14 protein-coding genes and 2 pseudogenes are annotated in these 13,849 nt (G+C 68.6%); 7 read left to right on the forward strand and 9 right to left on the reverse strand.

The window, feature by feature from the left end; genetic code table 11:
- Positions 1–61 precede the first annotated feature (61 nt).
- From ACIBLA_RS05035 to ACIBLA_RS05045, 3 genes are all read left to right on the forward strand, one after another.
- Positions 62–1,594, forward strand: a complete 1,533-nt coding sequence (locus tag ACIBLA_RS05035; RefSeq protein ID WP_399197769.1) for an AAA family ATPase — start codon at positions 62–64, stop codon at positions 1,592–1,594.
- 157 nt (positions 1,595–1,751) lie between these two features.
- Complete coding sequence (locus ACIBLA_RS05040; protein WP_399197770.1) at positions 1,752–1,964, forward strand: helix-turn-helix domain-containing protein; 213 nt, start codon at positions 1,752–1,754, stop codon at positions 1,962–1,964.
- Positions 1,928–2,131, forward strand: a complete 204-nt coding sequence (locus tag ACIBLA_RS05045; protein ID WP_399197771.1) for a hypothetical protein — start codon at positions 1,928–1,930, stop codon at positions 2,129–2,131. The genes ACIBLA_RS05040 and ACIBLA_RS05045 overlap by 37 nt, the downstream gene beginning before the upstream one ends.
- Positions 2,132–2,210: 79 nt before the next feature.
- On the opposite strand, the gene ACIBLA_RS05050 is transcribed toward ACIBLA_RS05045, so the two are convergent.
- Positions 2,211–3,116, reverse strand: coding sequence for a helix-turn-helix transcriptional regulator (locus ACIBLA_RS05050; RefSeq protein WP_399197772.1), 906 nt, complete (start codon positions 3,114–3,116; stop codon positions 2,211–2,213).
- 300 nt (positions 3,117–3,416) lie between these two features.
- Here ACIBLA_RS05050 and ACIBLA_RS05055 point away from each other — a divergent pair, with 300 nt between their 5' ends.
- The gene (locus tag ACIBLA_RS05055) at positions 3,417–4,232 is read left to right on the forward strand and encodes an aldo/keto reductase (protein ID WP_399197773.1); all 816 of its coding nucleotides are present in this window, start codon (positions 3,417–3,419) and stop codon (positions 4,230–4,232) included.
- A 417-nt stretch (positions 4,233–4,649) separates the two neighbouring features.
- On the opposite strand, the gene ACIBLA_RS05060 is transcribed toward ACIBLA_RS05055, so the two are convergent.
- The 7 genes and pseudogenes from ACIBLA_RS05060 to ACIBLA_RS05090 all read right to left on the reverse strand — a co-directional run.
- The gene (locus tag ACIBLA_RS05060) at positions 4,650–5,078 is read right to left on the reverse strand and encodes a hypothetical protein (RefSeq protein WP_399197774.1); all 429 of its coding nucleotides are present in this window, start codon (positions 5,076–5,078) and stop codon (positions 4,650–4,652) included.
- A gap of 32 nt (positions 5,079–5,110) precedes the next feature.
- Positions 5,111–6,019, reverse strand: a complete 909-nt coding sequence (locus ACIBLA_RS05065; protein WP_399197775.1) for an FAD:protein FMN transferase — start codon at positions 6,017–6,019, stop codon at positions 5,111–5,113.
- Positions 6,016–7,545, reverse strand: coding sequence for an MFS transporter (locus ACIBLA_RS05070; protein ID WP_399197776.1), 1,530 nt, complete (start codon positions 7,543–7,545; stop codon positions 6,016–6,018). Before ACIBLA_RS05070 ends, ACIBLA_RS05065 begins: the two co-directional genes overlap by 4 nt.
- A gap of 150 nt (positions 7,546–7,695) precedes the next feature.
- Positions 7,696–8,430 (reverse strand): flavodoxin, encoded by a 735-nt coding sequence (locus ACIBLA_RS05075; protein WP_399197777.1) that lies wholly within the window; start codon positions 8,428–8,430, stop codon positions 7,696–7,698.
- A gap of 54 nt (positions 8,431–8,484) precedes the next feature.
- Positions 8,485–9,759, reverse strand: a complete 1,275-nt coding sequence (locus tag ACIBLA_RS05080) for an FAD-binding oxidoreductase (protein ID WP_399197778.1) — start codon at positions 9,757–9,759, stop codon at positions 8,485–8,487.
- Between the two features lie 409 nt (positions 9,760–10,168).
- Positions 10,169–10,525 (reverse strand): hypothetical protein, encoded by a 357-nt coding sequence (locus ACIBLA_RS05085; RefSeq protein ID WP_399197779.1) that lies wholly within the window; start codon positions 10,523–10,525, stop codon positions 10,169–10,171.
- Between the two features lie 298 nt (positions 10,526–10,823).
- A pseudogene (locus ACIBLA_RS05090) lies at positions 10,824–10,994 on the reverse strand (pirin family protein); the annotation flags it as partial.
- A gap of 8 nt (positions 10,995–11,002) precedes the next feature.
- On the opposite strand from ACIBLA_RS05090, the pseudogene ACIBLA_RS05095 reads away from it, so the two are divergent.
- Positions 11,003–11,284 (forward strand): annotated as a pseudogene (locus tag ACIBLA_RS05095) (transposase); the annotation flags it as partial.
- Positions 11,285–11,432: 148 nt separating this feature from the next.
- Entirely contained in the window at positions 11,433–12,275 is an 843-nt protein-coding gene (locus ACIBLA_RS05100) for a phosphotransferase family protein (protein ID WP_399197780.1), read from the forward strand.
- Between the two features lie 418 nt (positions 12,276–12,693).
- Here ACIBLA_RS05100 and ACIBLA_RS05105 read toward each other — a convergent pair whose 3' ends face one another.
- Positions 12,694–12,849 carry a transposase gene (locus ACIBLA_RS05105; protein WP_399197781.1) on the reverse strand — a complete coding sequence of 52 codons (156 nt, stop codon included), beginning with the start codon at positions 12,847–12,849 and terminating at the stop codon, positions 12,694–12,696.
- Between the two features lie 392 nt (positions 12,850–13,241).
- On the opposite strand from ACIBLA_RS05105, the gene ACIBLA_RS05110 reads away from it, so the two are divergent.
- Positions 13,242–13,805, forward strand: a complete 564-nt coding sequence (locus tag ACIBLA_RS05110; protein WP_363242954.1) for a hypothetical protein — start codon at positions 13,242–13,244, stop codon at positions 13,803–13,805.
- Positions 13,806–13,849: the final 44 nt, after the last annotated feature.

Genomic DNA, 13,849 nt, shown 5'->3' on the forward strand with positions numbered 1-13,849 from the left:
CCATGGAAGTGGTCAAGCCCCGGCCTCGGTGTGGGGCCGGCTGTCGCGGGAGAGGCACGTGATGTCCTCGAATTCCGTAGAAACGACAAGCGGAGTAGGCGTCTCGCCGACCGCCGCTGTCGCCGAGACGCACACCGCGGTCGTGGTGTTCTTCGGTCACCACGCCTACAAAGTGAAGAAGCCCGTCGACCTCGGCTTTCTCGACTTCAGCACCACCCGTGCCCGGCGCGCGGCGTGCCAGCGGGAAGTTCTGCTCAACCGGCGCTTCGCTCCCGACGTGTACGACGGGGTCGCCGAGATGGCCCTGCCGTGGGGCGGTTCGCCCGAGCCGGTCGTGGTGATGCGCCGGATGCCGGCCGAACGCAGGCTCGCGCATCTGGTCGCCGTCGGTGCCCCCGTCGATGACGCGCTGCGCCGGACCGCTCGGATCCTCGCGGCCTGCCACGCCGCCTCCCCGCACACTGCCGCGATCTCCCGCGAAGGAACCAGGGACGCGCTGCTCGCCCGCTGGGAGGCGAGCTTCGAACAGATCCAGGCGCTGCAGGAGCAGCAGCCTCCCTTGCCGTACGGCCGCGAGATCGCGGATCTCGTTCGCCGCTATCTGGCGGGCCGGAAAGATGTCTTCGACACCCGTGTCGATGAGAAGCGGGTGGTGGACGGACACGGCGACCTGCTGGCCGAGGACATCTTCTGCCTCGACGACGGGCCCCGTGTCCTGGATTGTCTTGAGTTCGACGACACGCTGCGCTACGTCGACGGCCTCGACGACGCGGCTTTCCTCACCATGGACCTGGAACAGCTGGGGGCACCGGAGGCCGCCGCGTACTTCCTGGCCCGATACAGCGAATACTCGGGCGACCACGCACCGCCGTCCCTGCGTCACCACTACGTCGCCTATCGCGCCTTCGTCCGTGCCAAGGTCTCGTTGTTCCGCGAGCGACAGGGCGTCCCCACCGCCCGGTCGGAGGCAGAACGGTTCGCAGACATCGCCGTCCGCCACCTGCGGACCTCCGCGATACGGCTCGTCCTCGTCGGCGGCCTGCCCGCCAGCGGCAAGTCCACGGTGGCCGGTGCGCTGGCCGACCGGTTCGGGTTCACCCTGCTGAGCAGCGACCGGCTGCGCAAAGAACTGGCGGGCCTTCCGCCGGAGCGACCCGCGCCCGCCGAGTACGAGAAAGGCGTCTACACCCCCACTTGGACGCGACGCACCTACGACGAACTGGTCGGCCGGGCCTCGGCGCTCCTGTCCGCCGGGGAATCCGTGGTGCTCGACGCGACCTGGAACGTCCGGGAGTACCGGAACGCCGCCGCCGAGGCCGCCCGGCGCCATGGTGCCGATCTGGTCTCCCTGCGCTGTGAGGTCCCGCCTGAAGTCGCCGCACACCGGCTCGCCACCCGTCCGCCGGGCCCGTCCGACGCCGGTCCCGATGTGGGCGAGGCGATGGTGGCGGCAGCGGAACCGTGGCCCGAGGCTGTCCCGCTCGACACGAGCGGGGCCCTGGAAGCCGCGGTCGCGCAGGCGGCCACGGCAGTACGCCCCGACGGCGCCGAGCGGACAAGAATCTTCCGGCGGCCGTACATGACACCCGACTGAGCGGCCCGCTGGGGAGCCGTCCCACCTCGCCTGCGTCGACGCCCTTGCGGGCGACGTAGACGATCGCGGCCGGCCACGCCGTGCAGTTCGCCCGGAACAGATCCTGCGCACGCGTCTTGAGGTCGCCGCCTACTCCAGCGAGGTTGGCGGCGGCCGGGTGCGGTGTGAAGAGCTGGCCACGCTCGCCGGAGTCAGCATCGACTACTACACGCGCCTCGAACGCGGCAAGGAGACCCGGTCCAGCCCCGGCGTCGTCGACGCCCTCGCGCGTGCCCTGAAACTCAGCCACGACGAACACCAGCACCTGCGCAGCATGAGGTCAAGGGCCGCCGTATGGACGGGCAGAAGACCTTCCACCACCCGGACGTAGGCACGACCACGTTGAGCTACCAGTCCATGCAGATCGAGGGGTCCACCGGCCAGCGCCTCGGTGTCTTCACCGCCGAGCCGGGCACGCAGGACTACGAAGCGATCGGCCTGCTGGACGACATGGCCGAGCACCGGTCCGAGCGCTCGGCCGTCGAGCCGACAGGCTGACGACCGACGAGCTGACGCGCACAGGACGCGGGGACGTACTCGATTCGGCTACTCGTTTCCGCCGTGGTGCCGGTGACGGCTATCCTGCCTCACGCCGCGCGCTCGGCTCGGTCGACGGGGTGCGGTCCACGGGCTCCGCACTCATGTCGAGCAGGAGCATCGCGTCGTGGTCCGGCGTGCCCGGCTCGGCCGTGTATGTGCTGAGCCGTTGGCCCAGAGTGCCGTCGAGGTGCATGCCCTGCCAACTGAGGGTAAGGACGCCGACCGTCGGGTGGTGGAAGGTCTTCTGGATCTTCTTGCGTCCGACGACTTCGTAACGCTCCCACAGCTTCGCGAAGTCCGGGCTTTTCAGGAGGAGTTCACCGACGAGGTTGGTGAAGTCGGGTGCGTCGGGGTTGGTGCCCGCCTCGGCGCGCAGCCGGGCCACGCAGGAGCGGACCAGGTTCTCCCAGTCGGGGAACAGCTCGCGTGCCGTCGGGTGGAGGAACAGGTAGCGGGCCAGGTTCCGCTGCTTGGCGGGCCAGTCGGAGAGCCCGGCGTACAGGGCGAGGCCGCCGGGGTTCCAGGCGAGCATGTCCATACTGCGGCTGAGGATGTACGCCGGGTTGGGCCGCATCGTCTCCAGGACCAGCTTGAGGTGCGGGCGGACCGTCCGGCTCGGCGGTGGTGGCGGCTCGGGAGCGTACCGCGCCGCGCGGGCTGCGAGTTCCCGCAGGTGGTGGTGCTCGTCGTCGTCGAGTTGCAGCGCGCGGGCGAGGGCGTCGACGACGCCGGGGCTGGGCCGGGTCTCCTTGCCGCGTTCGAGGCGCGTGTAGTAGTCGATGCTGACTCCGGCGAGCGTGGCCAGCTCTTCGCGGCGCAGGCCGGGCGTACGGCGTGCGCCGGGTCCGGGGGTGAGGCCGGCGCTCTCGGGGCTGGTCTGGGTGCGGCGGGCGCGCAGGAAGCGCGCCAGTTCGTCGCCGCCGGTGTGCTGCTCGGGTGCCATGCGTCCAGTCTCCCGCCGGCGTCACCCGTACGGCACTGCTGAGGGGGGCCCTGTCACACCCCGGCTGCGTTCCCCCTGTCCGACTCGGCCTGCCTGTGCGACGCGGGTGACGGCAGAGTGGAGGACATCGGCTGTTCGTCGTCCTCGCAGCCTGAGCGCCCCCGGTGCCGTGTACCGCACGGCTGCCGGGTTGCGGCAGCACGTGCGGAGCGAGGCAATAACCGGAGAGCCGCTCCCCCGGCTCGCACCGTCTCCACCGAAGGAACGTCATGCAGAACGTCCCTCAACAACGGCGTCGAGATGCCGGCCCTCGGCTTCGGCGTCTACCAGGTCCCGCCGGAGCAGACCGAGCAGACCGTCTCCGAAGCCCTCGCCGCCGGCTACCGCCTCCTGGACACGGCCGCCTCCTACGGCAACGAAGAAGCCGTCGGCCGCGCCATCAGGAACAGCGGCATCCCGCGCGAGGAACTGTTCGTCACCACCAAGCTGTGGGTGCAGGACGCTCCGGCCCAGGACAACACCCTGCGCGCCTTCGAGGCCTCCCTGAACAAGCTCGGTCTTGACCACGTCGACCTGTATCTGATGCACCAGCCCTACGGCGACGTGTACGGCCAGTGGCGTGTCATGGAGGCTCTTCAGCACGAGGGGCTCGCCAAGGCCGTCGGTGTCGCCAACTTCTACCCCGACCGGCTCGTCGACCTGATCGTGAACAACGAGATCACCCCCGCGGTGAACCAGATCGAGACCCACCCGTTCTTCCAGCGTGGCGAGTACCAGGAACTGATGCGCGAGCACGGTGTACAGATCCAGTCCTGGGGCGGGTTCGCAGAGGGCAAGAACGGTCTGTTCACCAACCCGGTGCTGAGCGAGATCGGCGCCGAGCACGGCAAGTCCGTGGCCCAGGTCGTCCTGCGGTGGCTGATCCAGCGCGGGGTCGTCGCGATCCCCAAGTCGGTACGAGCCGATCGCATGGCGGAGAACATCGACGTCTTCGACTTCGCGCTCACCGACGAGCAGATGGCCCGGATCGCCACCCTGGACACCGGATCCACCCTCTTCTTCGACCATCACGACCCCGAGATCGTCAGCTGGCTCGCCAAGCGGCGCCTGACCTGATCGACGCCGGGAGGTCTCGAAGACCCGGCGGACCTCCCCGTCGCAGCGAGCCGCCGGGCAACCCGCCCACTCAGGTACGGGCGCGCCCCGGTGCGTGCCAAAGGGGCCGTGTCGCACCCTGGCCGGCCATTCCCCCGCACAACACGGCCTGTTGCGCGTTTCCTCGGCCCTCCACGCCGGACATGAGCGGAAGTTGCTCCGCGAGACCAGGCGCCCCCCACCACCGACGAGCGAGCCCCTTCTTCCCCGTGTTCGAGAGAGTGAGCATGTCCACCACCGAGCCTTCCGGCACAGCCGGTCCTCACACCGAGACAGCTGAATCTCCGCCCGTACCGGCCGCGCCCGCACCGTCGCGCCGTACGTTCGTCGCCTGACCACCACTGCCCACCCGCGTTGCTCCTGCCTACGGTGCGCCGGTCAGCGCCTGGCCTCGTCCTTGATCTCCTCAAGCGCGTCGTTGAATCCCTTGGGCGTATTGCTGTTGCCGGCCACGCGGTCGAGACGCACGTCGTCGATGTCACGTCCGACCACGAGCTGCGGCACCGCGTCGGCGAATCGCTGCTGCAGCCCGCGGGAGGTCTCATTCGTCGCGTGCGGGATGACGTCGACGGTGGTGATCTCTCCGCCCTCAAGGGTGAGGCGCACACCGATGCTCGACCCTCGTACGCCGTACTCGCCGTCGACGGTGTACTCACCGTCCGCGTACGGGCCACGACGCGATGCCGAACTCGGCGCTTCTTCAGGCGTGTTGGATTCGCCGGCACCCGTGGTCGAGCAGCCTGCGATCACGGCGGTGGTGGAGAGGCTCACCAGCACTGGCGCGAACCGATTCCTCACAGATGCCATGTCGTCTGCACTTCCTTGCTTGTTGGCTCGGTTCATTTGTCGGTGAACAGCTCGCCCGTGAAGTCCGGCGAGATCTCGGCGCGCCCGTCGGACCGCATCCGCACGTACGTGAAGTCGAAGGATTCCGCGAGCCGCTGCGGCTCGGCGAAGAAGAGCGCGGTCGCCAGGCCGTCGGCGATGGCCGCGTCCTGCGCCACGACCCAGGTGGCGACAACCTTGTTGACGGGCACGCCTGTGCGTGCGTCGAGGACGTGGTGCAGTCCCTCTCCCCAGGACCGGCGGCTGACACCGGAGGCGCACAGGGCCTGGCCGCGTACTTCGGCCACCCCGATCACCTGACGTCGGTCGAAGGGGTGCTCCAGACCGACTCGCGTGGCGCGTGGGCCACTGTGGCGGAGGTCGCCGCTGCCGTCGACGACGAAGCCGGTGTGCCCGGCCTCACGCAGCTGGGCCGAGACGAGGTCGACCAAGTACCCCTTCCCAACCGCTCCCACGTCGATCACCAGGGCGCGCCGCGTGACGACGGTTCGGCCGTCCCGTCGAATGTCGGCGGCCCACGCCGGTCGTCTCCGCGCGTGTTCAACGGCCCTTACCGCGTCGGGGGCGGGTCGGAGGGTGTAGGTGGCGTCGTAGCCGAGGAGCTCCAGCTCCCGCCCCACAAGCGGGTCCACGGCACCGTCGGTGGCGGCGTGCAGGCGGTCGTAGAGGCCGAACAGGGCGAGCGAGTCGTCCGGGAACTCGAAGCGCCCGCCGTCGGTGGCCGAGGCGATGCGGGAGACAAGGGAGTCCGGACGGAAGCGGGAGTAGGTCGCGTCGAACCACGCGATCCGGTCGAGGACATGGCGCCGCAGATCCTGGCTCAGGGGTTCGTCGGTCTCGATCAGCCACTGCGTGCCGATCGCGTCGAAGCCGAAGCGGCTGACGGTCTCCACGTTGCTCACTGGTGCTTCTCCTGCCTCGTGCGGCGGGCTCTCACGGTGCGGGGCCAAGGCTCGGCTCCGGCGGCCGGCGAAGCGGGACCAGGACCCTGGGACGGTGGGCGAACAGCCGTCGAGGGCCGGTTCGCCATGTCCTGTGCGGCCAGGGGTCTGAGCAGGAAGCTCACCGCGGTGGTGATGAGCACCACGGCCGCGGCGATGGCCAAGCTCGTATGCAGGCCCTCGGTGAACTGAGCGCGGTCTGCGACCAGGGCGCCGAAGACGGCGACGGCGAGAGCACCGCCAACCTGCCGGGACGTGTTGAGCACGCCGCTGGCGGTGCCGGCCCGCTCGGCGGGGACCTGGTCGAGCAGCAGCGACGTGAGGGCGGGTACGGCGAGCGAGCCGCCGGCTCCCACCGGGACCATCAGCACGATCAGCAGCCAGGTGGGCGCGGACGCCGGTACGAGGGCGAGCAGGACGAGGCCCACGATCATCGCCGCCTGCCCCGCGATGACGGGCATACGAGGACCGAAGCGTGCGGCGAACCAGGCGGCGGTCGGGGAGACGAACGCGGTGAGCACCGTCATCGGCACGAATGCGAGGCCGGTGGCCAGGGCGGTCATGCCCTTGGCCTGCTGCAAATAGAGGCTGAGCAGGAAGATCATCCCGTAGAAGCCGACGTTCAGCGCGAAGCCGATCCCGGCGGCCAGGGCCATGGTGCGCGAGCCCAGCAGGCTCAGCGGCACCATGGGGTGCTTGCCGCGGGCCTGGGCCACGACGAACACGACGGCCGCGAGCACGGCGAGCGCGTAGGAGAACAGCACGTGGGGGGCGGTGATACCGACCGCTCCGGTCTCGATCGCGGCGAAGGTCAGGGCGCCCATCGTGACGACGGCCGACAGTTGTCCGGTCCAGTCGAACCCGGCCCGCGTCTGGCGTTGCGAGCGCTTGGTGCGGGCGAGGAGGAACAGGGCGATCACGCCGACGGGCAGGTTGACGAAGAAGATCAGCCGCCATTCGACCTGGCTGAGGAACCCGCCCGCGACCGGGCCCGCCGCGGAGCCCGCCGAGCCGCCGAGCGCCCACAGCGAGATCGCCTTGGCCCGCTTGCCCGCGTCGGGGAACGCCTCACGGATCAGGGCGAGGGAGGACGGCACGATCACGGCCGCCCCCGCGCCTTGTACGAGCCGGGCGATGACGAGCACGCCCAGGTTCGGCGCGAGACCACAGGCCGCGGACGCGATGGCGAACAGGGCCAGGCCGGTGCCGAAGGTGCGTCGGGCGCCGAGCCGGTCCGTGAGAGATCCGGCCGACAGGAGCAGCGCGGCGAACATCAGCGTGTAGCCGTCGACGACCCACTGCAGTCCGGTGATGCCGCCGCCCAGGCTGTCCCGGATCGAGGGCAGGGCGACACTGACGACGAGCGCGTCCAGGGTGATGACGAAGAACCCCAGCAGCGCGGCTCCGAGCGCGGCGGTGCCGGGACGGAGACGGTGTACCGCCGCGGGCTGGTCCGTGGCGAGAGACGTGGTGGCGGTGGTGGGCACGGGGGCGATGCTCCTGCTCGGCGAGCGGTGGGGGATGACGATGTGATCCACCTTCGCCGGTTCCGTCTGTCGCAGGCAGGCCGAGTGTTGCCGGGGAGCCGCCAACGGGGGTGTGACAGGGCCCCTCTCCCAACCGGTAACGGCGACCGGCTAGCCGACGCTCCTGAGCCACTCGCGCACCTGTCCTTCGGTGTCGTCCATGTCGTCCCGCGAGATGGTGAACCCATTGCTGACCACGGTGGCGTCGGAAAGCTTCTCGGTGACCGTCTCGACGGTTCCCGAAAGCCCGTTTCCGCCGTGGGTGGTGAACAGAATGACGGTCTTTCCCTTGAAGTCGTGCTCCTCGAGGAACGTGTGAACCGGCATCGGCATCGCGTACCACCAGATCGGGTAGCCGATGAAGATCGTGTCGTAGTCAGTGAAATTCCGGATCTTCGACTTCAACTTCGGCCGCTCGTCGGCCTCCTGCCACTCAAGTGCGAGATCTTCGAGCGCACCGTGATTCCGGGGAAGCTTCTCCGCCGTCTCGACACGGAACAGCTCCGAACCCGTGCGCTGCCCGATAATCTGTGCGACGTACTGCGTATTCCCCAGGACCTTTCCGTCGACGACGTGCGTGCTGTTCGCCTCGTCCTCGGTCATGCCGTCCGGTTCGTCCGTTTCCGGCATCGAGAAGTACGCGACAAGGGTACGAGCCTTGTTGATCGGCTTGGGCGCCTTGGCGGGCCCCGAAGCGGTGGAGGAATCACCACCGATCCCGAGCGTCGAGCAGCCCGCGATACCGGCCCCGGCCAGAGCGGCTGCACTGAGTGCGAGGAAATCACGGCGTGTGCGTGTCCGTGTCGTATTCGTCATGTCAGGGTCTCCGTTTCGTGGATGGTGCATTCCATTCCGGGACGCAGGGTGAAAGGGCGTCCCGACCTGCTGTCGGCACGCCGTCTACATGGTCAGGCGCTCATCGTGGATACGTCGTACGCCGACTCCGATACGCCGCAGCATGCGCCGACTGGCGATGACGGCGGGATTCGGTCCCACGATGAAGAACTCGCCCTTCTCGACCTCCTCGGCGGTAAGGACTCCGGCCAAGGCGTCACGGCGGAATCGACCGACGCTCGTGGCGACCTGCAAACGCCCCTCGGACGCCGCTCGGTATTTCTCAAGCTCTTCCAGGTAGTACGCGTCCTGCGGCTTGCGCACCGCCCACAGCAGGTGGATGTCGCGCGTGGCGTGGTGGGCCGCCGTGAGGCTGAGCAGCGGCGCAACGCCGGCTCCCATGCCGAGAAGGACGAGCGGAGCGTCCGGATCCCGGCCCTCGACGATCGATTCAAACCGTCCGAACGGCCCTTCAAGGCGCACCAGGGCCCCCGGATCGACCCTCCCGAGCCGGCGCGTGAAGTCGCCGTGCTGACTGATGGTGAAGGTCAGCGTCTCCTGGCTGTCGTCGGTCACGGAGAAGGGGTGCCACTCCTTGCTCACAGCCGAGGTGCCCTCGAAGCGGAGGAACAGGGAGTCACCCGGCCGCAGTTTGGCGGCTGTGCCGTTGAGCGCCACGGACACCTTGCGGGTGGACTCGCCACGCGCCTCGTTTCCGATGACAGTGCCCGTGAGATACGTGTCGGGCGCAATCCACTTCTTCCACACATGAACACCGAGGACGACCACGGTGTACAAGTCGAAGAGCACCATGAGGGAAAGGTGCTGGTTCACACGGAGAAGGAGGTGGGTGTGCAGCCAGATCATGGCCACGATCAGCAGATTGAGCCGGTGGATCCACACGGAGAGCTGATGCCGGAAGACCTTCTCAAGCATCCGCTTCACCGAGAGCAGCAGCCTCGACCGGTCGGTGAGCCACCCGCTCATGAAGAACACGGAGTAACTGAGCACGGTGAGCGCCCCGTAGAAACTCCAGTCCCCGAGGTCTCGCGCCAACTGGCTCGGCGAGTACGAATTCTCGCTGTGGAGATAAGCGGCGCAGATCGCGAGAACGCCGAGCATCCCGTGCAGGCCGTAGATCGACTTCAGTCCTACGAGCCGGTCCAGCCAAGGTGGTCGCACGCTGAGCGCGATGGCCAACAACCACCAGCTGTAGGCGACCAGGCCGAGGAAGATGTAGAACCGCAGTTGTTCCGGCTCCGTGGCCACAGAATCGTAAGTGAGCACCAGCGGAAGCGGAAAGACGACCGTGACGCTCCAGAACATGAGTTTACGAAGCACCGCTGAGACTCCACCCGGATATGCCACCGGACGAAACGGCTCCGCGCGGTCCTGTGTCCCGTACATGTTGCAGGTTGACGTAGAAGAGAGCCGACATGGCCAGAACGGCGAGGGCAATCAGCACGATCAGCTTGTGTTTCGACTTCTTACTCATCGAGGTTCTTCCTGGTTTCGTGAAGCGGGATGCCTGGGGGTGCGCCGGTTCGCGCTGGACTCTCCTCCGTACGAGACAGGCCGGAGGCACGATCGGCGCACGGGTCCGGGCCCGTCCGCACTCCGGACTTCAACGCCGAGAGGGGTACGGGCAAGGGGCGTTCCGCATGCGCGTGGGGGCCGGACACTGGCCCAAGTACCGATGGGACACCGGTGTTTCAGAGGGCGGGCGGCGCAACTGCCGCCGTGGCCCTTCTCAACAGCGGAACACCTGAAGTGCCGCAGGCGACTGGGCGGCTGATGCGGCTCCATATGAGACGCGCGACGCCGGGAGCCCGCCTGGCGGCAGCTCGGTGTACTCGTTCCCCCGGAGTCCCCTCGCGGAAGCCTTGGTGTCGGGTTCGGCGACAGACCGGTGGCGATCACGGCCTGTCGGCCAGGCGTCCGGGTCCACGATCTCCTCTGCGTTGCCGCAGGTGGCCATCGCGTCAGCCCTGTCTTCGACAAGCAAGGTGTTGGACGTCTCCGCGACCGAGATCGACGCTCTCGCAGGCGCGAGTGTGAGCACACCGATGAACGGCAGGATCACCAGGAGGACGACAAGCATCAGCACGACCAACTGCTTCCGGTCTCCCGCCACCCGTCTCCTCCCGCCAGCTCTCGTTCACTCGCCCCGCACGTGTGGCCCAGTGTGCTGGGAAGTCCCGCATCGTGGCAGGCCGCGCTGTGCCAGGGTGCGCGGAGCAGGGTTGTGACAGGGCCCCCTGGAACGAGCGCGGGCAGAGGGGTTGTCTGCTAGGGCCTGTCGTTTGGATCTTGCCGGGCTCGCGGTCCCTGGCACGCACGCTCGCCGCGTTGTCGTCGGCCGCCAACACCCACGACGGTCTCGCGCTGAAGCCGATGGTCGGGGGTCACCAAACGCGCGCCCTTCCTCGCGGTTTGAGGGGCGTCGGAGGCAGCTCGGGAGCCGACAGACGATCACCTTCGTAGCCCGTCACGTCGCCGAAGCGGGTGCTCTCCATCCAGTCCTTGCGGGCCGCCTCGATCTCCTCGTGCGAGCGCCCGATGAAGTTCCACCACATCTAACACCGACGCCCTCGCCGCAGGCGGACCGAGGGCCTTCACCGCGATCCGCACGGCGCGGGCCGAAGCACCCACGCAGGTCTGGGACTTGGCCGGTGCGAACGCTCCGGCCGCCGAGGGTCACGTGATCGTGGACATCGACGACGTGCTCGTCCTTGCGCACTCCCAGAAGCAGGACGCCACACCGACCTGGAAGAAGACCTTCGGCCATCACCCGCTCGTCGCGTTCGTCGACCACGGCCAGACCGGTTCCCCGGAGCCGGTGGCCGCCCTGCTGCGGCGGGGACACCGGACACTGTTCCGTGTCCGGAGCGCGATGGCCAGGGCCGCCTCAGCCGGATCCGGGTCTGGGCGCTGAATGATGTTCGCGAAATCAATGGGGACGTCGCTGTCGTCCCCAGACGTATATGTGTTACACGACAATGAGGGAGGACGGTATGGAGCCATTGCAACTCCGCCGCGCAGTTGAGGCCGGACGGGCGACCGCTTCTGAGCTGGGTCTTCAGGTCGACGATGTGGTCGTCATCCACAACTCGGATCGCGTCGCGCTGCGCCTGGTCCCTTGCGATGTTCTGGCTCGGGTTGCGCCTTTGGGGCAGCTGGCTGATTCCGAGTTCGAGGTGGCGGTTGCTCGCCGTCTTGCCGACGTCGGCGCTCCGGTGGCCGAGCTCGATCCTCGGGTGGAACCGCGAGTCTCTTTGCGTGATGCCTTCGCCATCTCGCTCTGGACCTACTACGAACCTGCGCAATCAGAGATCGCGCCGGCCGCATACGCAGACGCGTTCCTGCGGCACCATGCCGCCCTGCGCCAGATCGATCTGGACGCACCGCATTTCACCGATCGAGTCGCCGTGGCACTCGGAGAGGTGAACGACCGGGAGAAGTCCCCCGAACTGCCCGAGTCTGACCGGGAACTCCTCAGCGGCACACTCAGTGGACTGAGCGCCGCGATCAGCACCGAGAATGCCAGAGACCAGCTGTTGCACGGCGAACCGCATCCGGGCAACCTCCTCAACACGCGGAGAGGGCCGCTCTTCGTAGACCTCGCTACATGCTGCCGCGGGCCGATCGAGTTCGACCTCGCCCATGCGCCCGAAGAAGTGGGGAAGCACTATGAGGGGGCTGACCACGGCCTGATTCACCAGTGCCGCGCCCTGAACTGGGCGATGTTCTCGGCCTGGCGCTGGCGCGAGGCCGACCAGATGCCTGACCGGGACCACTGGAGAGTGGCGGGGCTCAACCATGTTCGTGCTGCACTCGATCGCTGCGGGCTGGACTGAACTCGGGACAGAAGGCTGCTGATTCCCACGATCCGCTGCGCCGTGTGCGGCATCCCGGCACGACGTCCATGCGGGTGATGGCCCGCATCTCCCAGTCCGCCCAGTAGGCATGACGTGGTTCTTGATGCTGGAGGCGTCGCCGCGCAGTGTGTGCGGTTCGGCCACGCGGGCGTTCCACCACCGGTCGTGCCACTCGGTCCGCAAGGCGGCCCGGGGACCGGGGATCGTGGTCAGGTACCGTCGTCGGCTATGACGGCCTCCGGCGGCCCGCATCAACCTGGCGACGCGACGGCGGCCGCATCCGGCGCCTTCCCGCTTGAGCACGGCATGGACGCGCGGGGCTCCGGCAGCGCGGCCAGTTCCTCGCGTTCGCTGCTCGTCAGGCCGTCGCGCTCGCCCGCGTCGACCTCGGCCTGCTTCAGCCAGTCGCGCACTGCGGCTCGGTCAGATCGAAGTCCTTGGCGATCTGACCGGCCGAGCGGTCACCGCGCCGGCACAGCTCGACGATCTCGGCCTTGAACTCTGACGTGAACGAGCGGCGAGGGCGAGACTTCTTCTTCCCCATGCTCTCCATGATGGACATCCTCCCGGGGCTGAACCCCTGATCTCGGATGTCCGTCAAAGCGGATCAAGCCCAGAAGTGGCCGGGCCGGGTGCGCGTGCAGCCGGGGATCTTGGCAGATGTCCACGACACGGTTGTCCAGGAGCGGAGCGTGGACGGGCCGGGCGGCGTCCGGGCCGCTGACGTGCGACAACGGCTCCGTGCGGACCGGAGTCGTAATCAGCGGGAAACGCGGCGCCGTCCCGACTTGAAACATGCACGGTGCACGTTGTTCCTGCCTGCCACCAAGGCGGCAACCAGCGCAAATCGCACCAGGAGCACGATGGCTGTGAGCACATCACCTCCCCCTCCGTTCGCTCCGCCGCGAAACACGCAGGTGCCGCCGCCGCGTCACGCGAGGCCCCATGTCCTGGGTCGATGTCGTGCATGACGCGCTATGGCTGGCCGGTTCGGTGGGCGGCGCCCTGTGTCTCGCCGGGCACCTGCCGACGCCCGCGCGACAGTGGGGGCCGCACGCCCTCGCCCTGGCGGCCATGCTGCCGATGGGGCCCTGGGCCGGGGGGCGGTGGTCGCTGACGGCGGGAGTCGCCGCGCTGGCCGTCGCCTGCCTGTGGACCGCGCGCTCGGGCTGCTCGTTCCGCCGAAGCGCCGAGGTGGTGAACCTGGCCGCGATGGCGCTGCTGGCCGCGATGGCGGCCCTGCCGCCGGGGCGGCACGGTGCGGCCGGGCACGATGCCCCGGAGCGGGCCATGACGGCACCGTGGCCGGCGCTGCTCCTGGCCGGATGCTGGGCCCTGGCCCGCGCGGGTGCCGTGCTGGTGTCCCAGGCATGGCCGCCGCCCGGAGTCCCTTCAGGGGTTCGGCCCGGCGCTCCCTCGGCCCACCCGGGAAGCCGTGCGGTCCTGCTCCAGGAGTCGGGCGCCCTGCTCATGGTCGCCGCCATGGCCGCAATGGTCGACGGAGCGTGAGGGGCTTTCGGCCGGTCACCATGGGCTCTTCCATTCTGGGATCT

The sequence above is a fragment of the Streptomyces sp. NPDC050433 genome, from assembly GCF_044458565.1.
In the GTDB taxonomy this organism is placed as follows: domain Bacteria; phylum Actinomycetota; class Actinomycetes; order Streptomycetales; family Streptomycetaceae; genus Streptomyces.

Excerpts from the sequence above, each read along its gene's own strand:
- ACIBLA_RS05110 (WP_363242954.1), top strand. The coding sequence starts at position 13,242 with ATGTCCTGGGTCGATGTCGTGCATGACGCGCTATGGCTGGCCGGTTCG.
- ACIBLA_RS05050 (WP_399197772.1), bottom strand. The coding sequence starts at position 3,116 with ATGGCACCCGAGCAGCACACCGGCGGCGACGAACTGGCGCGCTTCCTG.
- ACIBLA_RS05060 (WP_399197774.1), bottom strand. The coding sequence starts at position 5,078 with ATGGCATCTGTGAGGAATCGGTTCGCGCCAGTGCTGGTGAGCCTCTCC.
- ACIBLA_RS05035 (WP_399197769.1), top strand. The coding sequence starts at position 62 with ATGTCCTCGAATTCCGTAGAAACGACAAGCGGAGTAGGCGTCTCGCCG.
- ACIBLA_RS05055 (WP_399197773.1), top strand. The coding sequence starts at position 3,417 with ATGCCGGCCCTCGGCTTCGGCGTCTACCAGGTCCCGCCGGAGCAGACC.
- ACIBLA_RS05100 (WP_399197780.1), top strand. The coding sequence starts at position 11,433 with ATGGAGCCATTGCAACTCCGCCGCGCAGTTGAGGCCGGACGGGCGACC.
- ACIBLA_RS05075 (WP_399197777.1), bottom strand. The coding sequence starts at position 8,430 with ATGCACCATCCACGAAACGGAGACCCTGACATGACGAATACGACACGG.
- ACIBLA_RS05105 (WP_399197781.1), bottom strand. The coding sequence starts at position 12,849 with ATGGAGAGCATGGGGAAGAAGAAGTCTCGCCCTCGCCGCTCGTTCACG.
- ACIBLA_RS05045 (WP_399197771.1), top strand. The coding sequence starts at position 1,928 with ATGGACGGGCAGAAGACCTTCCACCACCCGGACGTAGGCACGACCACG.